This window comes from Microbispora sp. H10885 (assembly GCF_014161415.1).
Classification (GTDB): Bacteria; Actinomycetota; Actinomycetes; order Streptosporangiales; family Streptosporangiaceae; genus Microbispora; species Microbispora triticiradicis.
Genome location: NZ_JABBWY010000006.1, coordinates 273,217 through 299,854 on the forward strand (window position 1 = coordinate 273,217; position 26,638 = coordinate 299,854).

Sequence of the window (26,638 nt, forward strand, 5' to 3'; positions counted from 1 at the left end):
CTCGCTCGGACCTCTCTTCTTGGCCTACGGCATATTCCTTTACGTTGTAGATTCGGGGACCAGGACGTGGAGGGCGGCCGGCTGGACCACGCAGGTGAGGGGGGCAGTGCCGATCCGCTCGCCGTCGGCGTAGGCGACGGTGTCCGGGGCCTCGATCTCCACCCGCCGGGCCCGCCGCAGGGTCACCGCGGGGTGTCCGACGTGACTGCCCCGGTAGACCCGGGGGAACGTGCGGAGGAACTCCACCTTCGGGATCGCTCCGAGCACGAGGACGTCGAGCAGGCCGTCATCGGGCCGCGCGTCGGGACACACCCGCATCCCGGCGCCGTACGAGCGGGTGTTGGCCACCGCCACGAGCATCGCCTCGCGCTCGACGGCCTCGCCGTCGAGGGTGATGCGGAACGGGATCGGCGTGAACGAGCGCAGTTCCCGCGCGAGCGCGACGAGATACCTGGCCATGCCGGGCGGCCACGTCATGACGTTGGCCCGTTCGTTGACGCGGGAGTCGAACCCGCAGGCGAGGACCCCGGCGAACCACTCCCCCGTACCGGTCCTGCCCGCGTCCACGGCCCTGGACGCGCCGCGGGTCACGACGTCCGCCGCGGCGAGCAGGTCCCGGCGGGGGACGCCGAGGGCGGCGGCGATGTCGTTGCCGGTGCCCGCGGGCAGGATGCCGAGCGGCACTGACGTGCCGGCCACGGCCTGTACGGCGAGGTGGACCAGGCCGTCGCCGCCGAACGCGACGAGTGCGGCGGGACCGGCGGCGACGGCCGCACGGGCCCGGTCGAGCGCGTCCGCCGCCGAGGTGCCGACGACCACCGAGACCGGGCGGCCGCCCGCGCGCAGCCGGCGCAGCACCGGGGCGAGCAGGCGCAGCGTACGGCCGCCGCGGGCGGCGGGGTTCACCAGGACGACGAGGTCATCGCGCACAGGCGGAACCTACCGCCGCCGATCCGGCGACACCAGAGGGATGTTCGAGAGTGCCCGGCGAACACCGCCTGCCACGAGCCCGGATCCGGGTGGGTGACCGTTTGGGCGGTCGCGTCGGCCACGGCGACAGCTGTTCGCCGACGACGGCCCGTTCCTCTGGCGAATGACCGCGAGATCGGACCAGACGAAGATCAACTGGAAGGTGACCCGGGACCCAGGCCGAGTGCCTCCTGAGTGAACACGTAGCGTTTGAACCAGCGGTGCATCTGGCGCTGCAGGGCTCGGTCGCCGTTCACGCGCACTCCCGGCTGCCGCAGTAGTCGCGCCCAGGAGAGATCACCGAGCCACCACCTGGTCGCCGCCGCGGTCGGCGCGGCGAGCCACACGTCGACGGGCGCCCCGGTGTCCTGCCGGCACAGGTCGACGCTCGTCCGGGAAAGGTGCAGCCAGTATCTGCGATCGGCCGGTGGACGGTCGGTGAACTCGATCGCGAGCACGACGGTGCGCTCCGGCAACGTGGTGGAGTCCACACGGCGTTGCATGTCCCAGGTCAGCGCGGCGGTGTCGAGATCGTCCTCGGTGAGGGCGGCACTGCCGGTGACGACCGCCCATCGTGCCAGTTCCCGCACCACCGGAGCCAGGGCGGAGCCCGCCTCCGTGAGCCGGTAATCGTCGTCGACGACGATGCCTGCGGCGCGCAGTGCGCGCAGCCGTGCGGACAGGGTCGCTCGGGGGATGCGAGGCAGGCCCCGGCGGATGTCGGTGAAGGTCGACGCGCCGAGCAGCAACTCCCGCACGATCAGCAGCGTCCACCGCTCGCCCAGAAGCTCCAGAGCGCGCGCGACCGCGCAGAACTGACCGTATCCGTTCACTGCTGCATGGTAGGCGCGGAGAGCGGGACTTGGGGGTTCAGAAGTTGAACTGGTGGCGTCGGCACGACCGGCTCGACGATCGAAGTCGTGAGTGCGGGCATCGAGAGGACCAGCGGTATCATGGGCATCAGCGGCGACGTACTGGAAACGATCGGAAACACACCGCTTGTGAGGCTGTGCAGCGTCGTGCCGCCGGGGTGCGCGGAGATCTTCGTCAAGGTCGAAGGCCGGAACCCGACAGGCAGCATGAAGGACCGCATGGCGCAGGCGATGATCGCCAGGGCCGAGAGTGATGGGCGGCTGAGAGCCGGGGACACCGTTGTCGAGTACACAGGCGGCAGCACGGGTGCTTCCCTCGCGCTGGTCTGCGCGGCGAAGGGGTATCGCCTGCGGATCGTCAGTTCGGATGCCTTCAGCGAGGACAAGCTCATCCAGATGGCGGCGTTCGGGGCGGAGCTCACCCTCATCCCCAGTGAGGGAGGACTGATCACGAAGGCGTTGATCCTCAGCATGATCGAGACCGCCAGGGAGTTCAGCCGCCGACCGGGCACCTACTGGACCGATCAACTCAACAACACCGACAGTATCGCCGGCTACCACCCGATGGGTGAGGAGATCTGGGAGCAGTCGGGCGGGCACATCGACGTGTTCATCCAGTCCGTCGGTACGACGGCCTCGCTGCGGGGGGCGAGTGCCCCGCTCAAACGCCGCGATCCGAGGCTCCGGGTCGTCGCGGTCGAGCCGGCCGAGTCCGCCGTGCTGTCGGGATGCCGGCCCGGCGCCCACCGCATCGAAGGCATCGGCATCGGCTACCCGCCACCCATGTGGGATCCCGCCCTGGTCGACGAGGTCGTGCCGATCTCCACCGACGACGCCGAGGAGATGGCCGGGCGCCTGGCCCGGGAGGAGGGGTTGTTCACCGGGACCTCGTCCGGCGCGAACGTCCTCGCCGCGATCCAGGTCGGACAACGCCTTGGGCCACGCGCCAGGATCGTCACGCTGCTCGTGGACTCAGGGTTGAAATACCTCAGTACCGCCGTGTACCGGCGCCGGCCGGGTCACACCTCGCGATGAACGGCCCCCCGCTACGACGACTCGCCGGCCGCCACCACGCCGCGCAGGGCGGCAGCGATGGACGTAGGTTCCAACCGGACGTATGAAACGGGCCTGCTGGTGGTCAGTCCCGGGCGTCGACCGAGGCCGAGTCCGCCGCGGCGGACGGCCCGTCGAGCTCCTCCTCGATGGCACGCGCGTGGGCCGCGTCGGCGGCGTCGCGCTTCTTGTCGTGGAAGTACATGAAGGCCATCGCGACGAAGAACAACGCGACCATCGGAAGCGCCAGGGCCAGCATGGTGATGGGGTCCTGGCTCGGCGTCGCGACGGCGGCGAAGACGAACATCAGGAACACGACCATGCGGGTGTGCTTGGACACCATCCGGTAGCGCACCACGCCGATGACGTTGAGGAACACCAGCAGCAGCGGCATCAGGAAGGAGATGCCGAAGATGATGAGCATCGCCAGCGCGAAGCTGAGGTACTCGTTGATGCTCACCAGCGTCAGCGTGCCGTCGGGGGCGAAGCCGAGCAGCAGCGCCAGGCCCTTGTCCATGGTGATGTAGGCCAGGGCCGCTCCGGCCGTGAACAGCGGCACGGAGAGGCCGAGGAACGCCACGGTGTACCGGCGCTCGTTCTGGTACAGGCCCGGGGTCACGAAGGCCCAGAGCTGGTAGATCCAGAACACCGCCGACACCACCAGGCCGAACATGACCGCGACCTTGAGGTTCACGAAGAACGAGTCGAAGACTCCGTTCACCACCAGGATGCACTGGTCCTTGTTGAACTGGTGGGCCTGCGGCAGGCGGCAGTACGGCTGCTTGAGGAAGTTCCAGATCGGGTCGAAGTAGATGAACCCGACGGCGGTCCCGACGACCACCGCCAGGATGGCCTTGACCAGCCGGTTGCGCAGCTCGCGGAGATGCTCCATGAGCGTCATCCGCCCGTCCTCCGACGTGACGGGGGTCGACCGTTTCAGCAGCGCCATCTAGCTCGTCCTGGGATCGATGGGGGTGTGCGGCGGTGGCTAGTTGGAGCGCGGCTCGTTCTGCGAGCTCACCGGCTGCTGCGTCTCACGCAGCCTCCGGTTCTCCTCCTCCAGCGCGCGCAGCCGCTCGTCGACCGACGGGGTGGCCGGCGGGATCTGCGCCGGCGGCGGGGCGACGGTCTGGGCCTCGGCCCGCGCCGTGGCCTTCGCCTCGTCCTCGTCGCTCAACTTGCTGGTTTCCTTCTTGAACAGGCGCAGCGACTGCCCCAGAGCCTTCGCGGTGTCGGGGAGCTTCTTGGCGCCGAAAAGAAGGATCAGAACCAGGAGGATCAGGATCCATTCCATGGGTCCGAGGTTGGGCATGTCGTGTCCTTACCGCGAGGGCCGTACCTACTCCACCGATCGTACGCGCAGAACGGCCTGAAGTTCACCTGCTGTCCGAATCCGCTGTTGGGCTGATCTTGCGAAACAGCTCCTCCCGGGCCCGCACGCGGCTCCTCGCCCGGTCGACCTCGGCCCGCAGCGCCCGCGCGGCGGCGAACACCCGGGCGGCCGGCCAGGCGAGGACGGCGAGCCCGGCCACGGCCGCCCCGGTGAGGGCGAAGATCCAGGTCATTCCGGTCCTCTCGCAGGTCAGACGGGGTGCCGGGAGTCAGACGGCGGTCTCGTAGGCGGCCAGCGCCTCGGTGGCGGCGGCCGACACCCGCTCGGCCAGGGACGCCGGGGACACCACCCGGCCGCTGTCGCCCAGCCGGAGCGCGAGCCGTACGAGCCAGGACTGGTCACGAGCCCGCAACGATACGCGGAGCCGGCCCTCCCCCAGCTCGGCGACCTCCTCGCACGGGTAGTACTCGGCCACCCAGCGCCCGGCGGGGGTGAGCTCCAGCTCCACCACCTCGTCGCCGTCCGACGGCCGGAACACCCCGCGGGTGACGTCCATCGGCTCCGCCTCGGCCGGCGGGTCGGCGGCCACGTCGAGCACCTCGACGTCCTTGATCCGGTCGACGCGGAACATCCGCATCGCCTCCGCCCGGTAGCACCAGCCCTCCAGGTAGTGCTGCCCGTCCACGAGCACCACCCGCAGCGGGTCGACCTCCCGGGGGGTGATCTCGTCCCGGCCCGGCACGTAGTAGCGCAGCGAGAGCCTGCGGCCCCGCCGGGCGGCGTCGGTGATGACCGCGTGGGCGTCCGGGGCCGCGCCGATCTCCACCTGGACCTGGCTGCTCACCGTGGCGGCGCCGTCGCCGGCCGCCTGCTCCAGCTTCGCGATGACCCGTCCGAGCACGTCGCGGTCCTGGAACTCGGGCAGCTCGTCGAGCATGCGCAGCGCGACGAGCAGGGCGCTCGCCTCGTCGACGCCGAGCTTCAGCGGGCGGGCGATCGCGTCGGCGTTGTCGATGAGGATCTCGCCGCCGTCCCACGAGACGTCGATCAGGTCGCCGGGGGTGTGGCCGGGCAGCCCGCACATCCAGACGAGCTGGAGGTCGTCGACGAGCTGCTTCTCCGACAGGCCGAACAGCCGCGCCACCTCGGGCACCTGCGCGCCCGGGTGCGACATGAGGTACGGCACGAGCGCGAGCAGCCGCGGCAGCCGGTCCGAGCTCACTGCAGGGCTCCCTTCAGACGGCGGATCACGGCCTCGCGGGCGTCCGGCGGCTCCACCACCACGGCGTTGCGGCCGAGACTGGCCAGCCAGCCCGCCAGGCGCTCGGGGTCGGCGAAGGTCACCTCGGCCTCGTCCCACTCCTCCGGCCCGGTGCGTACGGCCTGGGCGGCGTGGCGCAGCCCGAGGCAGGTCCCCTTGCGCACGCGCACCAGCGCGACCCGCTCCCTGGGCAGGTCCTGGTAGCCCACCATCGACCGCAGGTCGAGCCCCTCGGGGACGGTGAAGGCGCCCGGACGCCCGAGAGTGGAGACGGCCCCGGTGATCCGGCTGAGCCGGAAGACCCGGGCCGCGCCGCGGTCGCGGTCGTGGCCGACGAGATACCACCTGCCGCGCCGGCTGACGACGCCCCACGGCTCGACCGTCCGCCGCAGCACCGACTCGCTGCCGGCCGAGCGGTAGTCGAACGTCACGGCCCGCCGGTCCCGCACGGCCTCCCACAGGGCGGGGAACGCCGGATCGCGGGTGTCCACCCGCAGCTCCAGGGGGCTCTCCGGGAGGTCGGCGTGCACGCCACCGGCCGTGAGCTTCAGCAGGGCCCCGCTGGCGGCCTCCGCCAGGCTGGCCCGCTGCCACACCTGGGCGGCCAGGCCGATGACGGCGGCCTCGTCCGGCTCCAGCGTGATCTCGGGCAGCTCGTAGGACTCGCGGCTGATCCGGTAGCCGGGATCGTCCTCCCAGGGGTCCTTGTGGACCTCGATCGGGATGCCGATCTCGCGCAGTTCGTTCTTGTCGCGCTCGAACATGCGCTGGAAGGCCTCGTCGTTGTCCGGGTCGTACCCGGGCACGGCCTGCCGGATCTGCTCCGCGCTCAGCGGCCGCCGCGTCGCGAGCAGGCAGATCACCAGGTTGAGCAGCCGCTCGGTCTTCCGCCGCGACATGGGGCCTCCCTTCCGCCGGAAACGCTACCCTTTCCGGCGTGATCAGATGGCGCAAGGGCGAGGTGGTGCGGGTTCGGCGCGAGTGGCCGGGGGCGGTGGAACTCGACGTCGCCGTCGCCGAAGGCGAGTGCCGGGCACTCGCCTATCCCCCGCTCGTCGGACGCCCTGAGGTGGGCGACACCGTCCTGCTCAACACGACCGCCCTCGCCATGGGCCTCGGTACGGGAGGGTACGCCATGGTGGTGGCCGTCCCCGACCGTTTGCCGCAAGATCCTTCCGGCCCCGGCCACCTCGTGAAGGCACGCTACACCCCCTTGCAGGCCACCGTGCTCGGCGCGGACGAGCAGGGCTCCCCCCACCACGAGGCGCTGCGCGAGGCCGACTCCCTCGACGGCATGCCGGTCGTGGTCGCCGACCTGCACTCCGCGCTGCCCGCGATCCTGTGCGGCCTGTACGCGGACTCCCCGGGGATCAGGGTGGCGTACGTGATGCAGGACGGCGGGGCTCTGCCGGCCTGGTTCTCCATGTCGTGCGCGAAGCTGCGGGAGGTCGAATGGCTGTGCGGGGTCGTGACGACCGGCCAGTCGTTCGGCGGTGACGTCGAGGCGGTCACGCTGCACACCGGTCTCCTCGCGGCCCGCCACGTGCTCGGCGCGGACGTCGCGGTCGTCGCGCAGGGCCCGGGCAACCTCGGCACCGGCACCCGCTGGGGGTTCTCCGGCGTCGCCGCGGGTGAGGCGGTGAACGCCGCGGCCGTGCTGTCCGGCCGGGCCGTGGCCGCGCTCAGGGTGAGCGAGGGCGACCTGCGCGAGCGGCACGTCGGGGTGTCGCACCACTCGCTCACCGCGTACGGCCGGGTGGCGCTGGCCCCGGCCCGGGTCGCCGTGCCCGTCCTGCCCGGCCCGTTCGGGGCCACCGTGAGCGAGCAGGCCGCGGCCCTCGCCGGCCGGCACGAGATCGTCACGGTGCCGGTGGACGGCCTGCACGAGGCGCTGAAGGCGTCACCCGTGCGGCTGTCGACGATGGGCCGCGGCCTGGAGGAGGATCTCGCCTACTTCCTCACCTCGGCCGCCGCCGGGCGGGACGCCGCCTCGCTGCTGTCGTAGAACTCACGGAACGTGAACGCCTCCGGGCCCGCCCCTTCGGCCCGGAGGACGCTCAGGCGCGCCATGGCCTCGGCGAGCGACGGCCGATAGCCCTCGGGCACCCACCACATCACGGTGTACGGCTCGGCCGCCCGGTGGAACCACTCCAGGCGGCGCCGCATCACGGGCAGGTGCGCGCTGCGGTAGACGAAGTTCCACAGTGTCTCGCGCGACTCCCAGATCGAGAAGTTCACGAGCAGGTCGTCCCCGTAGTCGTGCCTGATCGTGTCGGTGGGATCCTCGCCCCCCTTCATGCGCCAGACGAATCCGGGGGCGGCGTCCGACAACGCGTTGATCGGTTCCAGGGCGGCGACGAAGTCCGCCAGTGTGAGGGAGTCGAGGGGTTCCCTGAGATGGGCGACGTTGAGCTGGGCGAGATGCATGCCCCGATTCTAAGTCAATCTTCGTTGTTTTTAGAAGAGCCGGCGTCTTGGGAAGCGGCGGCTTTCCGGGAGGGGGCGGTGCTTTCGGGAGCGACGGCGTTCCGGTAGGGGGCGTCCGGGCCGAAGGCGACGCAGCACTCCTCCGGGCGCGGGTCGAGCATGGCGGTCATCCCCGTCTCCCCCAGCCCGGCCAGCAGCCCCTCGCACAGCGCGGCGTTCATCGAGCACACCAGCAGGGGATGGCTCTCGGCCAGCACGTGGAAGGGGCAGTTGCGCAGCCGGATCCGCCCCTCCTCCTCGTAGGGTTCGTAGCCCCGCTCGCGCAGCGCCTCCATCAGTCCGCCCACCAGGCCGCCGCCCGCCTGGGCGGCCCCGAGGCGCTCGCCGGTGCGACGGGCGGCCTCCTCCGCCTTCTCCTCGCCGCCCAGCAGGTCGACGGTCTCGGCCAGCACGAGCGCGAGCGTGCGGTAGTCGCGGGGCGGCAGGCTCACGGACCGCTCCTCGCGGGCCCGCCGGTAGACCTTGGCGGGACGCCCGCTGCCCGGACCCGTCCTGCCGGTGAGCCGCCGGAAGCCCGCCTCCAGCAGGCCCGCATCCACCAGCTTGTCGAGGTGGAAGGCCGCCAGCGTCCGCTGGACCCCGACGGCCTCGGCCGCCTCGTTGCGGCCCACGTCCCGCCCCCGTTCGCTCACGAACCGGTACAGCGCCCGCCGCACCGGATCGCCCAGCGCGCTCATCGACTCCAGGTCGTCGCTCACCACAGCGGGAGTCTAGGTGCCCCTCCCGCCGGCCTTTTCCGCACCGGTCGCGTGCGAGCCTCGCGCGGGCCGCGGGCACGGGTGGCGGGCACGGGTGGCGGACGCGGGCGCGCCCGGCGTTGACACCGCCGTGGCGGCGCTGATTTGTTAGGAAACCTTCCTGGCCGGTCCCCCGCAGGCGCACCCCGCTCCGCCTCCCCGCCTCTCCTCCGCGGGTTCCGGGCGGGCGGCCCGGCGCGGGCGCAGAACGGAGCGACGCACGTGCAGACCCCCCTGATCAGGCATGTCCCCCGGCGCGCGGCCCTGCTGCTGGCCCTCGCGGCCGTCGTCCCCGCGGCGACTGCGCCGGGCGCGCACGCGGCCCCCGCCCCCGGCGTCTCCCCCGGCCCAGCCCTGTCGATCACCGTACGGCCCGCGCCGACCGGCCTCACGGACGCGAGGAAGAAGGAGATCGCGATGGAGATCGTCTCCAGCGCGGAGAACTCCTCGCTCGACTGGAAGGCCCAGTACGCGTACATCGAGGACATCGACGACGGGCGCGGCTACACGGCGGGCGTCATCGGGTTCTGCTCCGGCACCGGCGACATGCTCGACCTGGTGGAGGTCTACGCCAGGCGCAGGCCCGGGAGCGCGCTCGCCGGATATCTCCCGGCGCTGCGGAAGGTGAACGGCACCGCCTCGCACCGGGGCCTCGGCCCCGGCTTCGTGAAGGCCTGGCGTGCCGCCGCGACCGACCCGGTCTTCCGGCGGGCGCAGGACGCCGAACGCGACCGGGTCTACTTCGATCCGGCCGTCGCGCGGGCCGAGGCCGACGGTCTGCGCGCCCTCGGCCAGTTCGTCTACTACGACGCGATCGTCATGCACGGTCCCGGCGCCGACCCGGTCAGCTTCGGCGGCATCCGCAGGACGGCCATGAAAAAGGCGAGGACCCCGGCGCAGGGCGGTGACGAGGTCGCCTATCTCAACGCGTTCCTCGACGCCCGGAAGGCGGTGATGAGGACCGAGGAGGCGCACGCCGACACCAGCCGGGTCGACACGGCCCAGCGGGTGTTCCTCAGGAGCGGCAACCTCGACCTCGACCCTCCGCTGCGCTGGAAGGTGTACGGCGACGCCTACGAGATCCCCGGCTGACCCGTCGCCCCCGTCCGCCGCCCCCGATCCGCCCGGCGTCCGCCCGGCGCCCGTCCGGCGAGCGGGCGGGGCCGGGGATCGGGGCGCCGGTGGTGCGGCGCGGTCAGGCGGCGCCGAGGACGTCGACGACGAAGACGAGGGTGTCGGTGCCCTTGATGCCGCCCTGCTCGTTGCCCTTCTTGCCGTAGCCGAGCTCCGGCGGGATCGTCAGGAGCACGCGGCTGCCGACCGGGACGCCGGTCAGGCCCTGCGCCCAGCCCTTGACGACCTGGTTGAGGGCGAAGGTCGCGGGCTGGCCGCGGTCCCAGCTGGAGTCGAACTTCTTGTCGGTGCCCCAGATCTTGCCGACGTAGTGGGCGAGGACCGTCTGGTCGGCCTTCACCTCCGGGCCGCCGCCCTTGATCACGGTCTTGACCGTGAGCTTCTTCGGGGCCTTCTCGCTGGTCTTGGTGGTGAGCCCGGGAGCCTTGTCGCCGGCGGAGCCGTCCAGCTTGACGCCGGTGACGCCCGGGTCGACCGCGGTGCCCTGGACCGACTTCAGCGTGGCGGAGACGACGTCGATGACCAGCACCTGCGACGTGCTGTCGAAGTCCTGGCCCTGCTGCTTGGCCTGGGTGAGCTGCTCGGCGGAGAGGTTGTCCTTGGCGACCACGGCCATCACCCGGCCGCCGGGCTTGGCGCCGACCAGCGCCTCGTGCAGCGCCTTGGGCAGCTGCGGGCTGACCGTCACGAACTCCGACTTGTTCTGGTCGTAGTCGGAACCGGCCGCCTTGTTCTCCTTGCCGTCCCAGTTGTAGACCGTGACCTTCGCGGTGAGGACGTCACCGTCCTTGGCGGGCGTCCCCTGGCCGTCGAGCACCTTGAGAGAGGCGGAGGTGAGGGAGGGCTTGCCCGAGGGGAAGGTCAGGGTCGGCTTCTGGCCGGCCGCACCGGTCACCTTGATGGCCGAGGCGGCGGCCTGGCCGCTGGAGGCGGCGCTCCCGGGGCTCGCGGTGGACGTGCTCTTCTGCGCGGTTCCGCAGGCGGCGGCGAGCAGGAGAGGTAGGGCGGCGACGAGTGCCGTACGACGGCGCATATGGGAATCCTCAAACAGACAGCGGGTCCGGGCCAGGCTACCCGAACCCGCCGTCAGAGCGGTGTAAGAGATCACATACCCGCGATGAGCTTGTCGACCCTCTCGTCCACGCTGCGGAACGGATCCTTGCACAGCACCGTCCGCTGGGCCTGGTCGTTGAGCTTCAGGTGGACCCAGTCAACGGTGAAGTCACGCCGCTTCTCCTGCGCCTTGCGGATGAACTCTCCGCGCAGCTTGGCCCGCGTGGTCTGCGGCGGAACCGACTTGGCCTCGAAGATCCGGACGTCGTCGGCCACCCGCTCGACCGCTCCCCTCTTCTGCAGGAGGTAGAACAGGCCGCGCTTGCGGTGGACGTCGTGGTAGGCGAGGTCGAGCTGCGCCACCCGGGGCGAGGACAGCGGCAGGTCGTACTTCTGTCTGTAACGTTCAATCATCTGGTACTTGGTGACCCAGTCGATCTCCCGCGAGACGAGGTCGAGGTCGCCGGTCTCGACCGCGCGCAGCGTGCGTTCCCACAGCTCCAGCACCCGCTTGGCGGTCTCGTCCCCGCCGCGGCGGTCGACGAAGTCGCGCGCCTTGGTGAGGTACTCCTGCTGGATCTCCAGAGACGACGCCTCTCTGCCGTTGGCCAGGCGCACCCGGCGGCGCCCGGTCATGTCGTGGGACACCTCCCGGATGGCCCTGATCGGGTTCTCCAGGGACAGGTCCCGCATCACGATCCCGGCCTCGATCATGCGCAGCACCAGGTCGGTGGCGCCGACCTTGAGCAGCATCGTGGTCTCGCTCATGTTCGAGTCGCCCACGATGACGTGCAGCCGGCGGAACCGCTCGGCGTCCGCGTGCGGCTCGTCGCGGGTGTTGATGATCGGCCGGGACCGGGTGGTCGCCGAGGAGACGCCCTCCCAGATGTGCTCGGCCCGCTGGGAGACGCAGTAGACGGCTCCGCGCGGGGTCTGCAGCACCTTGCCCGCGCCGCAGATGATCTGCCGCGTCACCAGGTAGGGGATCAGGACGTCGGCCAGCCGCCCGAACTCCCCGTGCCGGCCCACGAGGTAGTTCTCGTGGCAGCCGTAGGAGTTGCCGGCCGAATCGGTGTTGTTCTTGAACAGGTAGATGTCTCCCGCGATGCCCTCCTCGCGGAGCCGCTTCTCGGCGTCCACGAGGAGACCCTCCAGGATCCGCTCCCCCGCCTTGTCGTGGGTCACCAGCTCCACGACGTTGTCACACTCAGGGGTTGCGTACTCGGGATGGCTGCCCACATCCAGGTACAGGCGCGCACCGTTGCGCAGGAAGACGTTGCTCGATCGGCCCCAGGACACCACTCGCCGGAACAGGTACCGCGCCACCTCGTCCGGCGACAGCCTCCGCTGCCCGCGGAACGTACAGGTGACGCCGTACTCGTTCTCCAGCCCGAATATGCGTCGATCCATCACCTCACCCTATTCCCCGGAACCGGCGGCCGAACAGTGATCAGGCGGGGGAATGCGACGGAGGCGCTCTCAGGGGGCGTAAATCTCCACCACCTTGACGATCTGCCCCCTCTGCACCGTGATGAGTGCTCGCAGGTCACCGGCGTCGGCCCGCAGGATCAGCTTGTCGCGGGGGCAGCGCTGGGTGCCCACATAACGGCTGTTGATGGTCTGGTCGTCGCCCTTGCATCCGACGGCGCTAAGGAACACGACGCCCTTCGCGAGGGGCGCGGCGAAGGCCATCACGTCGCCCTCGGGCGGCCCCTCGAAGTGGCCGTTCGTGCTTCCGCCGACCTCCGGCACGAACCTGATCGGCCGGTACTCCGCGACGTTCTCGTCCTGCATGGTGACCAGCTGCGCACGCAGCACGCCGTCCCTGCTCGGGCTGAGGCCCTTGGTGAAGTCGTGCCCGGGGTCCGACTGGAAGGTCTCGCCGAAGACGTCGGGCGTCGCGGCGGTGATCGGCGGACCGGCCTTCTCCGTCTTCCGGGGAGCGGGGGTCGTGGCGGCGGGTACGGGGGCGTCCGACGTGCTGGGGGCCTGCGAGGCCTCCGGGGTGTTGCCGGACGGCTCCGCCGGGGAGGCCGGCGCCGTCACGGTCACCGTGGCGGTGGCCGTGGCCGTGGCGCCGGAGGAGCCGGAGCAGGCGGTCAGCGACAGGAGGGCGACGGCGGCGGCCGGGACGCCCGCACGCCGGAAAAGATCAAATGTCGTCACAACCGGATGAGACTAGCGAAACAGGGCTTTGGTTGAGCCGGAATCCCCAATGCGGCCCAATCCCTGACGCGGCCCGCGTACGAGGAGCCCGCGGACACGGCGGCGGCGCCGCGCCCCCGGAGAGGGACGCGGCGCCGTGGCGCGCGTACGGCGAGGAGTGCCCTACTCGCCGGAGCCCGTGTCGATGTCGCCCTCGGGCGCAATTGGCGGGGCGGTGGGCGGCGGCGCCGCGGGAGTGGTGTCGGGGGCGCGCTCGGCGGTGGCGTCGCCCGCGGGCTCCCCGCCCGTGGCGCCACCGCCGCTCTCCCGGCCCTCCTGCAGGATCCGCTCCAGCCGCGGAGGGGTCAGGCGCAGGAACTTGCGGTGCTCCCGGGCCCGGTCGAGCACGGCGACCTCAAGCTGCGTCGCGGGCGGGCGCTCGCCGCCCGGCTCGGTGAGGGCGGCCAGTGCGGCGTCGAGCGCCCGCGGCAGCGGCAGCCCCTCCTGGTAACGCTCCTTGAGCCGGCCCGCCACGGCTTCGGCCTGGCCGCCGATCACGGCCATGCCCTGCTCGTCGAAGACCGATCCGTCGAAGGTGAGCCGGTAGATCTGGTCGTCCTCGGGCCCATCGCCCACCTCGGCCACGACGATCTCGACCTCGAGCGACTTGATCGACTCGGTGAAGATCATGCCGAGGTGCTGGGCGTACAGGTTGGCCAGGCCGCGCCCGGTGACGTCGCTGCGGTTGAAGGTGTAGCCGTTGATGTCGGCGTAGCGGATGCCGGCGAGCCGCAGCGACTCGAACTCGTTGTACCGCCCGACCGCGGCGAAGCCGATGCGGTCGTAGATCTCGCTGATCTTGTGCAGCGCCCTGGACGGGTTGGGCGCCACGAACAGGATGCCGTCGGCGTACTGCATGACGACCACGCTGCGACCTCGGGCGATGCCCTTTCGGGCGTACTCCGCCCTGTCCCGCATGATCTGCTCGGGTGAGGCATATCCTCCGAAGGGGATGGACACCGGGGGTGATCCTCTCTTGGGTTAGCGCAGCGGGGCGGTCGGGCCTTCTGGAGCGGTCATCCGCGTCTCCAGCATCGACTCGACGAACTCGGCGACCTCGTCGTCCGGCAGGCGGCGGAAGCCGTCCGCGTTGATGACCGACACCACGGGCCAGATCCGCCGCGTGACGTCGGGACCGCCGGTCGCCGAGTCGTCGTCTGCCGCGTCGTACAGCGCGTGCAGGCAGGCCAGGACGGCGTCCTGCGGGCTGCTGTTCTCCCGGTACAGCTTCTTCAGCGAGCCCCGCGCGAAGATCGAGCCCGAGCCGATCGAGTGGTAGCCGAACTGCTCGTACGGCCCGCCGCCCACGTCGTAGCTGAAAATCCGGCCACCGTCGCGGGCCGGGTCGTAGGCCGCGAACAGCGGCACGACCGCCAGGCCCTGCATCGCCATGGCCAGGTTCTCGCGGATCATGGTGGCGAGGCGGTGCGCCTTGCCCTCCGTGGACAGCGAGCGGCCTTCCCGCTTCTCGTAGTGCTCAAGCTCGACCCGGTACAGGCGGGCCACCTCGATGCCGAGGCTCGCCGTGCCCGCGATGCCGATGCAGGAGTAGTCGTCGGTGCGGAACACCTTCTCGATGTCCCGCTGCGAGATGATGTTCCCGGAGGTCGCCCGCCTGTCGCCCGCCATCACCACGCCGCCCTCGCAGGTCGCCGCGACGATGGTGGTCGCGTGCGGGATCTGCTCGCCCACCGGGGCCGCCAGCGTCTGCGCGCGGGTCGGCAGCAGGTTCGGCGCGTGCGCGCCGAGGAACTCGGTGAACGACGACGACCCCGTATCTATGAAGAGGCTGTTCATCCAGGCCGGCTGAGATGCCACGCGACTCCCTCCAAGCATGCGTTGTTACGCCCGACCCTACTCAGGTCGGCGCACTGGTTGCACTCTTCCCGATCAGCTCAGCGCGAACCGAGATCACCCGGCGCGCCGGTCCACGACCCCGGCTCGCTCGCCGGACCTTCTCTTTACGCGGCGGCGATCGTCCGCCCCGGCCGGCGTGTCCGCACGTCAGGGCGTACGGGAAGGGCGGGGCCGGGCGTGGTTGTGCGCCGCCGCCGGTGGGGAAGGTGCAGGGGCACGGGACGCCGGACGCCGAGCCGGGGAGGGTGAGGACGTGAAGACGGTGAACGTGGGCATCGCCGGGCTGGGCGTGATCGCGCAGGCCGTCTACCTGCCCCTGCTGGCGCGGCGGCGCGACCTGTTCCGGATCGCCGCCGTGTGCGACCTCGACCGCGACCACGCGGAGGCGGTCGGCCGGGAGGCCGGCGCGACGGCGTACGACGACCCGCTGGCGATGCTCGACGGAGCCGGTGGAATCGGCGGCGGTGGACTCAACGGGGGCGGACCCGGCGGGAGCGGGCTCGACGCGGTCCTCGTGCTGACGCCGGGATCCCACGGCCCGCTGGTGCGGGCCGCGCTCGAACGCGGCCTGTGGGTGCTGGCCGAGAAGCCGCTCGCCTACAGCCGCGCCGAACTGGACGGCCTGCCCGGCGACCGGCTGATGGTCGGCTACATGAAGCAGTACGACCCCGCCTCCCAGCGGCTGCTGGAGGCGCTGCACGAGGCGGGCGGGCCGGGCGTCGTCCGCCACCTGGACGCCACCGTGCTGCACCCGTCGGAGGACTCCCAGCTGCTGTTCGCCCGCGTGCGCCGCGGACGTCCCGCGCCCGAGCGTGTCGCCCCCTACGCCGAGGCCGACGAGGAGGCGCTCACCGCCGCGCTCGGCACGTCGTCGGAGCGGCTGCGGCGGCTGTACGCGGAGGTCGTGCTGGGCAGCCTCTGCCACGAGCTGTCGCTCATGCGGCTGTTCACCGGGTCGCCCGACACCGTGGACCACGTCGCCGTGTGGCCCGCCGACGCCTTCCCGCCGTCGGTCGAGCTGAGCGGGACCCTGCCCGCCGAGGGCTCCGGCAGGTACGGCGTGCGCTGGCACCACCTGCCGAGCTACCCGGCCTACCACGAGATCGTGACGTTGCACCACGAGCACGGCTCGATGGAGCTGCGCTTCCCCTCGCCCTACCTGCTGAACGCGCCCGCCCGGCTGACGGTCGCGTGCCGGGTCGGGACCACCGAGCGGACGATCGTCCACGAGGACGTCGCCGAGTCGTTCGAGCGGCAGCTTCTCGCCTTCCACCGGTTCGTCACGCAGGACGAACGTCCACTCACCGGACTGGACGGGGCTCTGGAAGATATCGTCACGGCGCAGCGGATCGTCCACCGGTACGCCCGGTGGGCGGGCATCCCGATCGCCGGGGAGTGCGCGGGCGAGCCCACCGGCGCCCCGCCGCAGGCGACCGCCGGGGGTGCCGCCGGGGGGGCCGACAGCAGCGACGCCGAGGAGGGCGCGAGTGGAGCCGGTCACGCCGAGGAGCGCGTCAGCCGACCGTGAGCCCCCCGCCGGCCCGGCGGACCCCGCTCCCGCTTGCGCCGACGCGGCGGAGCCCCGGCCCGCGAACGCGGACGAATGCGCACCCGCCCCCGCCACCACGCCTGCCATCGCCGATGCCGGGCTCCGGGCCGCGAGTGCGGGCCGGCTGCGACCCCCTGCCGGCTCCGCCACGGCCGGCGCGGCGGAGCCCGCGCCCGCGCGGGACGTGCCGGGCGCGGGCCGGGAGATCGTGGTGGTTCCGCACACGCACTGGGACCGCGAGTGGTATCTCCCCTTCCAGCGTTTCCGGGCCGGGCTGGTGCGCGTGCTCGACGAGGTCCTGGACGCCATGACGGCCGATCCCGCCTACCGGTTCACCATGGACGGCCAGCTCGCGGCGATCGAGGACTATCTGGAGCTCCGGCCGTCGCGGCGCGGCGACGTCGCGCGTCTCGTCGCCGAGGGGCGGCTGGCCGCCGGGCCCTGGCTGATCCTCGCCGACGAGTTCCTGTGCTCGGGCGAGACCCTGCTGCGCAACCTGGAGTACGGCATGCGCGGCGCCGCCGCGCTCGGCGGGGCGATGCCGGTCGGCTACCTGCCCGACCAGTTCGGCCACTGCGCGCAGATGCCGCAGATGCTCGCGCTGGCCGGGCTGCGCCGGGCCTGCGTGTGGCGCGGCGTGCCGGCCCGCGTGGACCGCGACGTCTTCGACTGGACCGGGGCCGACGGCACGACGATCAGGACGAGATACCTGCCCGGCGGGTACGGCAACGCGTCGGGCCTGTTCACCGGCCCGCCGGAGGGCCTGCCCGACCGGGTCGCCGCCTTCGCCTCCGCCATGGAGGGCTGGGCGGCGGGAGGGACCCTGCTGGCGATGTGCGGCGGCGACCACTCGGCCCCCGTCCGGGAGATCACCGCTTCCGGACTGCGCGTCGCCACCCTCGCCGAGGCCCTCGCCGACGACGGCGTCGCGCCGGAGCCCGCCGACGAGCCCGAGCACGGGCCGGGGTGGGTGAACCGGGGCCCGGACGCGGGAGACGGCTGGTCCGGCGGCGGAACCGGCCCGGCGGTGCCGCGAGTGCGGGGTGAACTGCGCTCGCACGCCCGGGCGAACATCCTGCCCGGCGTCGTCTCGGCGCGTGTCCCGCTCAAACAGGCCATGGCGCGGGCCGAACGGACTCTCATCCGCTACGCCGAGCCGCTGTCCGCACTGTGGCTCGCGGACCGGCCGTCCCGGCGGCACGCCGCCGGCCATGCCCAGGAGGAACGGCCGCCCGGGTCCGCCGCCCGCGCGAACCCCCTCGGTCCCGGCCGCGAACCTCTCGGCGAGGCTCCGGCCGGGCGGCTGCTCGGCATGGCGTGGCGGGCGGTGATCGCCGCCGGCGGGCACGACTCCGTCACCGGGTGCGGCTCCGACGAGACCGCTCTCCAGGTGGCCGCGCGGATCGCGGAGGCCGGGCAGACGGCCCAGGCGGTCGTGGACCTCGTCGCGGCCGCGCTCGCCGAGGCGGCGCCGAAGGGCTCCCTCATGGTCGTCAACCCCTCGCCGTTCGAACGGACCGGCCTGGTGCTCGCCGACCTGCCGGAAGGCCGCGCCCGGCTGGTGGACGCGGCGGGACGCGCGGTCCCGCTCCAGCGGCTCGGGCACGCGCCCACGCTGCTCGACGAGACCGTCATGGACGACCTGCGGCTGCTCCTCGGCCGCGTCCACGAGCGTGAGCTCTACGGCCACGAGATCGTCTCCTGGGACGCGGCGGACGGAGTCTTCACCGTGACCGTGAGCCGTCACGCCTCCGGCCGCTACGCCTACGAGGACCTGCGGCGGGCGATCCTGGAGGCGGGCCCGGGGTTCTGGGTCGTCCGCACGGTGGCCGAGCCCGTGGTCACCGTCGCGGCGCTCGTCACCGTGCCGCCGCTCGGCCGCGCCGTCCTCACCGCCCGGTCCCCCGCACCCGCCGGCGACCGGGACGACGCCGCCCGCACCGAAGCCTCGCAGCCTGCCGGAGTCACCGCGCCTGCCGGTGCCTCCGTCCCGGAAGAGGTCGCCGGGCCCGTGGAGCCCGCCGCGGTGGCGCACCCCCTGCGGGTCGATCCGTACGGCTTCGACCCGGTGCTCGACAACGGGCTGCTGCGGGTGTCCGTGGCCGCGGACGGGACGCTCTCGCTGCTCGCCGCCGACGGCACCGAGGTCCACGGGGTCGGGCGCGTCGTCCACGGCGGGGACGTCGGAGACACCTACAACCACGCCCCGCCGCCGATCGACCGGCTCCTCGACCGGCCCGTGGGCGTCTCCGTCGAGGAGATCTGCTCGGGCCCGCTCACCGGTGTGTACGAGATCGTCCGGGAGTACGACTGGCCCGCCGCGATCGGCGACGGCACAGCGCTGTCCGGCGGCACAGCGCTGTCCGGCAACACAGAGCGGTCCGGCAACACAGCGCTGTCCGGCGGCGCGGACGTCCGGACGGCCGTGACCACGCGGGTGGAGCTGCGGGCGGGCGAGCCGTACGCGCGGTGCGAGATCACCATGGACGTGCGCTGCCGCGACCACCGCGTCCGCTGGCACGCGCCGCTGCCACGACCGGCGGCGGAGTCGCACGCGGAGGGACAGTTCGCGGTGGTGCGGCGGGGCCTGACGGCCGAGGGCGGGGGCGGCGAGCGGCCGATCCCGGTCTTCCCCGCGGAGTCGTTCGCCGCCGCGGGCGGCCTGGCCGTGCTGCTCGACCATGTCAGCGAATACGAGATCATCGAGGGCGGGACGGAGCTGGCGGTGACGCTGGTCCGGTCCGTCGGCCATCTGTCCAGGAACCGCAACCCCTACCGGGACGAGCCGGCGGGCCCCGAGATCCCGGCTCCGGCCGCCCAGTGCCAGGGGCCGCTGTCGGTGCGCCTCGCCGTCCTGCCGTACGCGGCCGAGTGGCACGAGGCGGGGCTGCCGAGACTCGCGGAGGAGTTCCGCCATGATCTGCTCGCCGTACCGGGCGCCGGCGCCGGCCGGACGGCTCAGCCCGGTCGCGGGCCGGACGCCGGACCTGGCGGCGGGCTGTCGGTGTCGGGAGAGGGCGTGGTGATGGCGGCGCTGCGCGAGCGGGACGGACGGCTGGAGGTCCGCCTGGTGGCCGAGCACCCCACGGCCACCGAGGCGGTCGTGCGGGGCGGTTTCACCGCGGCCTGGACGGCCGACACGCTCGGCTTTCCGGTGCGTCCGCTGCCGGTGCGGGACGGATGCGTGCGGCTCCGCCTGCGGCCCTTCGAGATCGTCACGATCCACCTGTCGGAGGATTGACCGGGCGCGCCCTCCCGGTCAGTGCTTTTCCGACGGCCCGGCCGGGGTAGGGGAAATATCCACTCGCCTCCGGCACCGGGCGAGCACCAGTGGGGCAGGAGGAGGGCATGCTGGACCGGTCGCACCGCCTGGAGCCGGGCCGCCTGGAACGCTTCGCTCTCCGCGGCGCGCCGGGACTGGCCGCGGTGAGCCTGGCGGGCACCGGTTTCGCACTCCTGACCGGTCTGGTGGCCGGCCGGTGGGAGCCGCTGTACGCCGCCGACCGGGCCGTGACCGACGATCTCAACCGGCTGGTGGCCGGCGACGCGCTCACCCTGGAGATCCTCAGCACGCTGACCGACTTCGGCGGCGGCACCGTCCTCACCTGTGTGCTGGTCCTCGCCACCGTTCTCCTGCTCGTCCGGCGCGAGGTACGGCAGGCCGCCTACGTCGTGGCCACGTCGCTCGGCTCGCTGATCCTCTACCCCGTGCTGAAGCTGCTGATCGGCAGGCTGCGTCCCGTCGTGGCCGAGCCCGTGGCCACGGCGACCGGGTTGAGCTTCCCCAGTGGGCACTCCATGAGCTCCCTGGTCTCCTACGGTGTGCTGCTGCTGGTCTTCGCGCCGCTCGCGCCTCGCCGGGCGCGTGCCCTCGCCGTCGCCGCGGTCGCCTGCCTCGTCGTGCTCGTCGGCTTCACCCGCGTCGCGCTCGGCGTACACCACCTGAGCGACGTGATCGGCGGCTGGCTCCTCGGGCTGGTCTGGCTGTGGGTCACCGCCGCGGCCTTCCGGCCCTGGCGTCCGGAGGCCGTGCCCGGCACGTCACCGGATGAGGGACCGGTCCTGGAGGGCGCCGCGGCCCCGCGGCCCGGGCCGGACGGGGGCCGGGAGCCTGAGGGCCGGGAGCCGCTGGCGCATCCCTGGCGCGCCGCGGCGGAGGCGCTCACGGCCTGGGTGCTCGTCCTCGGGGCGCTGTTCGGGACCGGGCTGCTGCTCACCCGGGCGTCCGGGAGCACGGCCCTGGCGGTCGCCGATCACGTGGTCGTCCGGTGGGTCGCCGATCTGCGTGGTCCGGTGCTGGACGGGGTGGCCGCGTTCGGCAGCCGGATCGGAGGCACTCCGTGGATCCTCGCCGGCGCCCTCGCGGCCTGCGCTCTCGCCCTGGCCGTGCTGCGGCGCGCACGGCCGGCGCTGTTCCTGCTCGTGGCGACGGCCGGGCAACTGGCCCTGGTCCTCACCGCCGCGGCGGCCGTCGGCCGCTCCCAGCCCGCCGAGCCCGTCCGTCTGCCCGGCGACCTGACCATCGTCCGGCCCACCGCCCCGCCGGTCGCTCCGCCCGGCGATCCGGCGGCCGGCCTGGCGGTCGCCGTGCACGAGTCCTGGCCGCCGCTGACGTCCGGCTTCCCCTCCGGCCAGGTCGCCGGCGTGGTGGCCCTCTTCGCGGCGATCGTGGTGCTGGTCCGGCACAGTGCGGTACGCCGCCCCTGGCTACTGGCCGCGGGCGCGGCGGCCGTGCTCGTCCCGCTGCTGTGCGCCCTGTCGCAGATCTACCGTGGAACGCAGCACCCCATAGGCGTGCTCGCGAGCGCGCTGCTGGCGCTTCCGTGGGTCGCCGTGGCGTGGTGGGTGCTGCTCCGCGACCGGCCGCACCGAACACATCGGCCACCAGCCACTTAGCCCACGCCGTCCGCCCGGTCGCCCAAGCCGGTGACCGGCCGGGCGCTCGCCCGGCCGGCAACGGGGGCGCGGCGGCCGGCGCACCGGGTGGTCCCGGGCGCCGCCACCGGCCCAGACGTCTCCCCCCTGGGTTACTGTCCGCCCTTCTGCACGTAGGAGCGGACGAACTCCTCCGCGTTCTCCTCCAGGACCTCGTCGATCTCGTCCAGGATCGCGTCGACATCGTCAGTGAGCTTCTCGTGGCGCTCCTGCACGTCCGAAGACGCCTGCGCCTCGACCTCCTCGACCTCGTTCTCCTGGCGGCCAGTCTGCTTCTGGCCGCCACCGGTTTCCTTGGTCGCCATCCCTGACACCTCCGCTGCTCGGGGGGACGCCTCTCCCCATATCTTCCCCGAACCGACCGACAATGCGCGCCCCGGGGCACGCGATCTTTGGAACGGTGCTCGCGGCGGGCACATCGGCCCTCGGCGTGGGCCTTCTCTACATCGGATCGTTATCGACGTCACACTCTTCGTGGCCGTCTTTCGTCGTCGTGCCCCCACCTACGGGACGACAATGGGGGATCACGGATCTGGGCTGGCTCTAGCGCACGGGTGGTCGATGGCATCGCACGCACGGCAACTGCTGGCGGATCGGTACAAGCTGCTGACGCCCTTCCGGCGGGACGGCGGAGGGATCATGTGGCAGGCCCATGACCTTCGCCTCAAACGCGACGTCGCGATCAAGGAAGTGCAGCCGCCGTACCGTGTGGACGTGGCGGACCTGCCGGCCGCCCGCAGGCAGGCGCTGCGGGAGGCCCGTTCGGCGGCCCGGCTGAGCCATCCGGCCGTGATCACCGTGCACGACCTGCTGGAGGACAAGGGCCGTCTCTGGATCGTCACCGAACTGCTCCAGGGGCTCACGCTCGGGGACACCGTGCGTCATCTCGGACGCCTGCCGGTCCACTGGGCCGCCTGGGTAGGTTTCCAGCTCCTCTCGGGCGTACGGCACGCGCACGCGATGGGCGTGGTCCACGGGGACATCCGGCCTGGCAACGTGACGCTGACCGAGGACCGGGTGGTGCTGACCGACTTCGGCATCGCCGCCTTCGACCGGGACGTGACGGGACCGGCGACGGTGCCCGTGACGCGGTCGGGGGCCTATCTCGCGCCCGAGCGCCTTCGTGGCGAGGCCCTCACCCCCACCGCCGACCTGTGGTCGTTCGGCGCGACGCTGTACTGCGGTGTGGAGGGCAGGCCGCCGTACCCGAGCGTGGGCCCGCTGTCGGCCGGGATGATGCTCGGCCGCGAGCCGGACCCGCCGCGCCGGGCGGGCCCGCTGCGGCCCCTGATCGAGGGCCTGCTGCGACGTGATCCGCTGGACCGCCTCACGATCGAGCAGGCCATGCAGATGCTGGTGGAGGTGCTGCGGCGGCAGGGCATCCCCGCAGCCGCGCCGGGCCGGACCTCCGGCGAGCTGCCCAGCCGCGCCAGGACCAACCCGTACGGGCACTCCCCCGCCCTCGGCGCGCCCCCTCGGCAGGGCGAGCTGACCGCCGGGTTTCCGCACGGGGAGAACCGCCAGCGTGGGGGCGTCCCGCGCTGGCCCGCGCCGCCCGGCCGTCCGCGCCGTCCCGGCGGTGCCGGCGGCCTGACCAGCCCCTCCGGTCCGGGCTTTCCCCGGAACCTCGGTGGAGGTCACCCGGACGGCCCACGCCCGCCGGCCGCCCCCCTGTGACGCCTGGGCCACCGGCCGGGCCCCGCGCGAAGGACGGCCGGATCGTGCTCCTCGGTCAGCTGTGATGGGTGCGGAACTTGACGATCCGTCCGTCCGGTGGCGATCGAGACTTGAACTCCTCTCCAGCCTGAAGGCCGGAGGTTCTCCCGTCGTGTCGCGGTCAGGCGGCGTGCGGGGGTTGACGCTTCGCAGACCGGGCAGTCCCGAGGTCTCCACGTCCTGACACCACAGTTCCTGCGGCGTTGCGAATGTTGATCTCGGCGTTGGTGTCGGCATGCCCGGCCCACCCGCACCTGGGGTTGACGCACGAGAACCGGGTGCCGTCGCGGTAGGCCGGGTCACGGTGCCCGCGCTGGTGCTGCCCACCCCTGCCCAGGGCTTCCGGGTCGACGACGTCGACCCGGGCCCGGACCACCGCGCCCGCGCGAGGTCCCAGTCGGACGAGGGCAGGGTGGAGATCGAGGTGCGCTGCCCCGGCGGCGTGCCGACCCCTCGGATCTCCCGGCACGGCTGACCCCGCCGGCGTCCTCTCGTGGCCGGTGGCGGGTCAGGCCTCGCCGGTGAGGGCCGCGACGAGGTCGGCAGCGGTTCGGCACCGGTCGAGCAGGTCGCCCACGTGCGCCTTGGTGCCGCGCAGCGGCTCCAGGGTCGGCACGCGCTGGAGCGACTCTCGGCCGGGGATGTCGAATATCACCGAGTCCCAGGAGGCCGCGGCGACCGACTCGCTGTACTGACGCAGGCACCGGCCGCGGAAGTAGGCCCGGGTGTCGGTGGGCGGCGTCTCGACCGCGCGGTCGACGTCCTCGTCGGTCACCAGGCGCTGCATCCGGCCCCGGGCGACCAGGCGGTTGTACAGTCCGCGGTCGGGCCGGATGTCGGAGTACTGCAGGTCGACCAGTTGCAGACGGGGATGCGACCACGGCAGGTTGTCGCGGGTGCGGTAACCCTCCAGGATCTCCAGCTTGGCGACCCAGTCGAGCTCCCGCGAGAGCTGCATCGGGTCCTCGGCCAGCCGGGTGAGCACCGACTCCCAGCGGTTGAGCACGTCCTTGGTCAGGTCGTCCACGCCGGAGCCGAAGCGGTCCTCGACGTACTTGCGGGCCTGCTCCAGGTACTCCATCTGCAGCTGCACGGCGGTCATCTTCCGCCCGTTGCGCAGCGCGATCTCGTACTTGCAGGTCGGGTCGTGGGACACCGCGCGCAGCGCCGCGACCGGCGACTCCGGCGCCAGGTCGATGGTGAGGAATCCCTCCTCGATCATCGCCAGGACCAGGGCCGTCGTACCGAGCTTCAAATATGTCGAAATTTCCGACATGTTGGCGTCGCCGATGATCACGTGCAGGCGGCGGTACTTCTCCGGGTCGGCGTGCGGCTCGTCCCGGGTGTTGATGATCGGCCGCTTCAGCGTGGTCTCCAGCCCGACCTCGACCTCGAAGAAGTCGGCGCGCTGGCTGATCTGGAAGCCCTCGCCGCGCGAGTCCTGGCCGATGCCGACCTTCCCCGCGCCACACATGACCTGCCGCGACACGAAGAACGGGGTCAGGTGCCGGACGATGTCCGCGAACGGCGTGGCCCGGCGCATGAGGTAGTTCTCGTGGCACCCGTACGAGGCGCCCTTGGCGTCGGTGTTGTTCTTGTAGAGCTGGATGGGCGCGTTGCCGGGAACGGCGGACGCCCGGACCGCCGCGTCGTACATCACCCGCTCGCCCGCCTTGTCCCAGATGACCGCCGCCCTGGGGTTGGTGCACTCGGGCGTCGAATACTCCGGATGGGCGTGGTCGACGTACAGACGCGCGCCGTTGGTGAGAATCACGTTGGCGAGCCCGAGGTCCTCGTCGGTGAGCTGGCTCTGGTCGGCCACCTCACGGGCGAGATCGAATCCCCGGGCGTCGCGGAGCGGGTTCTCCTCCTCGAAGTCCCATCGGGCCCGGCGGGCGCGGGCGGCCGACGCCGCCAGATACGCGTTGACGACCTGTGAGGAGGTCACCATCGCGTTCGCCCCCGGTTGACCGGGCACGGCGATGCCGTACTCGGTCTCGATGCCCATCACCCGCCGAACCGTCATTCCCACCCCGCCCGTGTCAGGCCGTCGTCGTCATATCCGAGCCTAGCCCTTTCTCTATGCCCTGCTACCGAACAGTTACGGCACAGATGCCTCGGGACTTTGCGCCGGAATCGGCGGCACCGTCCGGGAAGGGGTGCCCCGGCCGCGCCGGCGGGACCCGCGCGAGCGGTCGAGCAGGGCCCCCAGCCTGGACCGGAGCCACCGCTGGCCGGGCCTGTCGACCAGCCGGTAGACCGCGTACGCGAGCGCGATCGAGACCGTCATCGTGATCCCGGTCAGCAGCCAGGGGTCCAGCACGTCCCGGTACGCCGGGATCAGGACGGCGGAGATCGTCTGGTGCAGCAGATAGAGCGGGTACGTGAGGGCGCCGACGGTGACGAGGGGACGCCAGCGCACCCACCGCAGCCAGCCGAGGGCGACCGCGGCCATGAGGAGGTAGATGAGCGTGATCGCGACGATGACGGCCTCCGGCGGCGCCGGGTAGCGGGCGATCCCGATCAGGCGCACCCGCTCCCCCACGCGCTCCAGGGCGGCGTGCAGGGACATCCCGTAGCCGGCCGCCACGAGCAGCCACGGCACGAAGGCCGCCGCCCGCGCCCCGAAGCGGTGGATCAGGAAGAAGGCCATGCCCGCGATGAAGTACGGCGCCTGCCTCGGCATGAAGACGAAGACCAGCACGTCGTTCTGGGTGAACTCGGCGAGCAGGGCCAGACCGGCCCAGGCCGCCAGGAACACCAGGCAGCGCCGCAGCGTGATCCCCACGAGGGAGAACAGTGCCAGGAGGACGTAGAACCGCAGTTCCACCCAGAGCGACCAGAAGACGCCGCCGGCGTGCCCGACGTCGAACGCCCCCTGCAGCATGGTCAGGTTGAGCAGATACTCCCCGGTGCTGAGCTTGGGGTCGAACCCGGAGACCCCGCTGAACCGGTACAGGATGAAGATCACGATCACGGCGAACCAGTACGCCGGGTACAGCCGGGAGACCCGGGACACGGCGAACTCGCCGACCGTGTGGCCCCACACGCTCATCAGGATGACGAACCCGCTGATGAGGAAGAACAACTCGACGCCGAGGATGCCCAGCGTGGTGAGGCGGGCGACCGGCGCGAACAGCTTCGTGGGGAACTCGTCCCACAGGGACTTGCTGGCCGCCATGTAGTGGAAGGACATGACCGCGAACGCGGCGACGAAGCGCAGGACGTCGAGTTCGACGAGGCGGCGGCCCTTCGCGGCCCGGCCGTCGCCGGGCGCGTCCGGCGCGCCCGCGGGAGGAACGGAATGTCGCACAGGACTCACAGGACCCACCCGCGCGCGCCAAGAAAGATCACGCCATCTTTGACGTGATCACATGCCCTTCCGGTTCCCTCCGAGATCCACGATCTCCGGACGACCCCCGAAAAAGGGGAGGAGCGGCGCGATCCGTTCGGAGTGCACCCACGTGCGCGTGAAGC

25 protein-coding genes are annotated in these 26,638 nt (G+C 72.2%); 8 read left to right on the forward strand and 17 right to left on the reverse strand.

Annotated features, from left to right (window positions below; all coding sequences use genetic code 11):
• Nucleotides 1–39: 39 nt before the first annotated feature.
• Together HHX37_RS17890 and HHX37_RS17895 are read right to left on the reverse strand one after the other, a co-directional pair.
• The gene (locus HHX37_RS17890; RefSeq protein ID WP_182886140.1) at nt 40–930 is read right to left on the reverse strand and encodes a diacylglycerol/lipid kinase family protein; all 891 of its coding nucleotides are present in this window, start codon (nt 928–930) and stop codon (nt 40–42) included.
• Between the two features lie 191 nt (nt 931–1,121).
• Nucleotides 1,122–1,802 (reverse strand): winged helix-turn-helix transcriptional regulator, encoded by a 681-nt coding sequence (locus tag HHX37_RS17895; protein WP_182886141.1) that lies wholly within the window; start codon nt 1,800–1,802, stop codon nt 1,122–1,124.
• A gap of 87 nt (nt 1,803–1,889) precedes the next feature.
• On the opposite strand from HHX37_RS17895, the gene HHX37_RS17900 reads away from it, so the two are divergent.
• Entirely contained in the window at nt 1,890–2,876 is a 987-nt protein-coding gene (locus tag HHX37_RS17900; RefSeq protein WP_220502945.1) for a PLP-dependent cysteine synthase family protein, read from the forward strand.
• A gap of 103 nt (nt 2,877–2,979) precedes the next feature.
• Here HHX37_RS17900 and tatC read toward each other — a convergent pair whose 3' ends face one another.
• The 5 genes from tatC to HHX37_RS17925 form a co-directional block, all read right to left on the reverse strand.
• Nucleotides 2,980–3,843 carry a twin-arginine translocase subunit TatC gene (tatC, locus tag HHX37_RS17905; RefSeq protein ID WP_182874599.1) on the reverse strand — a complete coding sequence of 288 codons (864 nt, stop codon included), beginning with the start codon at nt 3,841–3,843 and terminating at the stop codon, nt 2,980–2,982.
• 39 nt (nt 3,844–3,882) lie between these two features.
• Nucleotides 3,883–4,206 (reverse strand): Sec-independent protein translocase subunit TatA, encoded by a 324-nt coding sequence (gene tatA, locus HHX37_RS17910; protein WP_182880673.1) that lies wholly within the window; start codon nt 4,204–4,206, stop codon nt 3,883–3,885.
• Nucleotides 4,207–4,270: 64 nt separating this feature from the next.
• Nucleotides 4,271–4,459 carry a hypothetical protein gene (locus HHX37_RS17915; protein WP_117408324.1) on the reverse strand — a complete coding sequence of 63 codons (189 nt, stop codon included), beginning with the start codon at nt 4,457–4,459 and terminating at the stop codon, nt 4,271–4,273.
• A 36-nt stretch (nt 4,460–4,495) separates the two neighbouring features.
• Nucleotides 4,496–5,449 (reverse strand): helix-turn-helix transcriptional regulator, encoded by a 954-nt coding sequence (locus tag HHX37_RS17920; RefSeq protein ID WP_244301966.1) that lies wholly within the window; start codon nt 5,447–5,449, stop codon nt 4,496–4,498.
• Nucleotides 5,446–6,387 (reverse strand): helix-turn-helix transcriptional regulator, encoded by a 942-nt coding sequence (locus tag HHX37_RS17925; protein WP_182880674.1) that lies wholly within the window; start codon nt 6,385–6,387, stop codon nt 5,446–5,448. Before HHX37_RS17925 ends, HHX37_RS17920 begins: the two co-directional genes overlap by 4 nt.
• Nucleotides 6,388–6,425: 38 nt before the next feature.
• On the opposite strand from HHX37_RS17925, the gene HHX37_RS17930 reads away from it, so the two are divergent.
• Nucleotides 6,426–7,493 (forward strand): DUF3866 family protein, encoded by a 1,068-nt coding sequence (locus HHX37_RS17930; protein WP_182886142.1) that lies wholly within the window; start codon nt 6,426–6,428, stop codon nt 7,491–7,493.
• Here the strand turns inward: HHX37_RS17930 and HHX37_RS17935 are convergent.
• Complete coding sequence (locus HHX37_RS17935; RefSeq protein WP_138461125.1) at nt 7,439–7,915, reverse strand: DUF3291 domain-containing protein; 477 nt, start codon at nt 7,913–7,915, stop codon at nt 7,439–7,441. The genes HHX37_RS17930 and HHX37_RS17935 overlap by 55 nt on opposite strands.
• A gap of 14 nt (nt 7,916–7,929) precedes the next feature.
• On the reverse strand, nt 7,930–8,676 hold the full coding sequence (locus tag HHX37_RS17940; RefSeq protein WP_310740425.1) for a transcriptional regulator: 747 nt from the start codon (nt 8,674–8,676) through the stop codon (nt 7,930–7,932).
• 258 nt (nt 8,677–8,934) lie between these two features.
• Between HHX37_RS17940 and HHX37_RS17945 the strand changes: the two genes are divergently transcribed.
• Complete coding sequence (locus HHX37_RS17945; RefSeq protein ID WP_310738062.1) at nt 8,935–9,804, forward strand: chitosanase; 870 nt, start codon at nt 8,935–8,937, stop codon at nt 9,802–9,804.
• 103 nt (nt 9,805–9,907) lie between these two features.
• Here HHX37_RS17945 and HHX37_RS17950 read toward each other — a convergent pair whose 3' ends face one another.
• The 5 genes from HHX37_RS17950 to prcB all read right to left on the reverse strand — a co-directional run bounded on the left by HHX37_RS17950 (nt 9,908) and on the right by prcB (nt 14,901).
• Nucleotides 9,908–10,879, reverse strand: a complete 972-nt coding sequence (locus HHX37_RS17950; protein ID WP_182880677.1) for an FKBP-type peptidyl-prolyl cis-trans isomerase — start codon at nt 10,877–10,879, stop codon at nt 9,908–9,910.
• Between the two features lie 71 nt (nt 10,880–10,950).
• Nucleotides 10,951–12,309 carry a Pup--protein ligase gene (pafA, locus tag HHX37_RS17955; RefSeq protein WP_150934758.1) on the reverse strand — a complete coding sequence of 453 codons (1,359 nt, stop codon included), beginning with the start codon at nt 12,307–12,309 and terminating at the stop codon, nt 10,951–10,953.
• Between the two features lie 69 nt (nt 12,310–12,378).
• The gene (locus tag HHX37_RS17960; protein WP_182886143.1) at nt 12,379–13,065 is read right to left on the reverse strand and encodes a hypothetical protein; all 687 of its coding nucleotides are present in this window, start codon (nt 13,063–13,065) and stop codon (nt 12,379–12,381) included.
• Nucleotides 13,066–13,227: 162 nt separating this feature from the next.
• The gene (gene prcA, locus HHX37_RS17965) at nt 13,228–14,064 is read right to left on the reverse strand and encodes a proteasome subunit alpha (RefSeq protein ID WP_182886144.1); all 837 of its coding nucleotides are present in this window, start codon (nt 14,062–14,064) and stop codon (nt 13,228–13,230) included.
• A gap of 21 nt (nt 14,065–14,085) precedes the next feature.
• Nucleotides 14,086–14,901, reverse strand: coding sequence for a proteasome subunit beta (prcB, locus tag HHX37_RS17970; RefSeq protein ID WP_208803592.1), 816 nt, complete (start codon nt 14,899–14,901; stop codon nt 14,086–14,088).
• 313 nt (nt 14,902–15,214) lie between these two features.
• On the opposite strand from prcB, the gene HHX37_RS17975 reads away from it, so the two are divergent.
• The 3 genes from HHX37_RS17975 to HHX37_RS17985 all read left to right on the forward strand — a co-directional run bounded on the left by HHX37_RS17975 (nt 15,215) and on the right by HHX37_RS17985 (nt 21,406).
• Nucleotides 15,215–16,489, forward strand: a complete 1,275-nt coding sequence (locus HHX37_RS17975) for a Gfo/Idh/MocA family oxidoreductase (RefSeq protein WP_310740426.1) — start codon at nt 15,215–15,217, stop codon at nt 16,487–16,489.
• A complete protein-coding gene (locus tag HHX37_RS17980; protein WP_310740427.1) occupies nt 16,449–19,751 on the forward strand; it encodes a glycoside hydrolase family 38 C-terminal domain-containing protein in 3,303 nt (1,100 codons plus the stop codon). Before HHX37_RS17975 ends, HHX37_RS17980 begins: the two co-directional genes overlap by 41 nt.
• A 107-nt stretch (nt 19,752–19,858) precedes the next feature.
• Complete coding sequence (locus HHX37_RS17985; RefSeq protein ID WP_182886146.1) at nt 19,859–21,406, forward strand: phosphatase PAP2 family protein; 1,548 nt, start codon at nt 19,859–19,861, stop codon at nt 21,404–21,406.
• A 131-nt stretch (nt 21,407–21,537) separates the two neighbouring features.
• On the opposite strand, the gene HHX37_RS17990 is transcribed toward HHX37_RS17985, so the two are convergent.
• The gene (locus HHX37_RS17990; RefSeq protein WP_117408698.1) at nt 21,538–21,750 is read right to left on the reverse strand and encodes a ubiquitin-like protein Pup; all 213 of its coding nucleotides are present in this window, start codon (nt 21,748–21,750) and stop codon (nt 21,538–21,540) included.
• A 256-nt stretch (nt 21,751–22,006) separates the two neighbouring features.
• On the opposite strand from HHX37_RS17990, the gene HHX37_RS17995 reads away from it, so the two are divergent.
• Together HHX37_RS17995 and HHX37_RS18000 are read left to right on the forward strand one after the other, a co-directional pair.
• The gene (locus HHX37_RS17995) at nt 22,007–23,122 is read left to right on the forward strand and encodes a serine/threonine-protein kinase (RefSeq protein ID WP_182886147.1); all 1,116 of its coding nucleotides are present in this window, start codon (nt 22,007–22,009) and stop codon (nt 23,120–23,122) included.
• A 343-nt stretch (nt 23,123–23,465) separates the two neighbouring features.
• The gene (locus tag HHX37_RS18000; protein WP_182886148.1) at nt 23,466–23,636 is read left to right on the forward strand and encodes a hypothetical protein; all 171 of its coding nucleotides are present in this window, start codon (nt 23,466–23,468) and stop codon (nt 23,634–23,636) included.
• A 33-nt stretch (nt 23,637–23,669) separates the two neighbouring features.
• On the opposite strand, the gene dop is transcribed toward HHX37_RS18000, so the two are convergent.
• The gene (gene dop / locus HHX37_RS18005; protein WP_117408704.1) at nt 23,670–25,187 is read right to left on the reverse strand and encodes a depupylase/deamidase Dop; all 1,518 of its coding nucleotides are present in this window, start codon (nt 25,185–25,187) and stop codon (nt 23,670–23,672) included.
• Between the two features lie 75 nt (nt 25,188–25,262).
• Nucleotides 25,263–26,474 (reverse strand): acyltransferase, encoded by a 1,212-nt coding sequence (locus HHX37_RS18010; RefSeq protein WP_310738065.1) that lies wholly within the window; start codon nt 26,472–26,474, stop codon nt 25,263–25,265.
• Between the last annotated feature and the right edge of the window lie 164 nt (nt 26,475–26,638).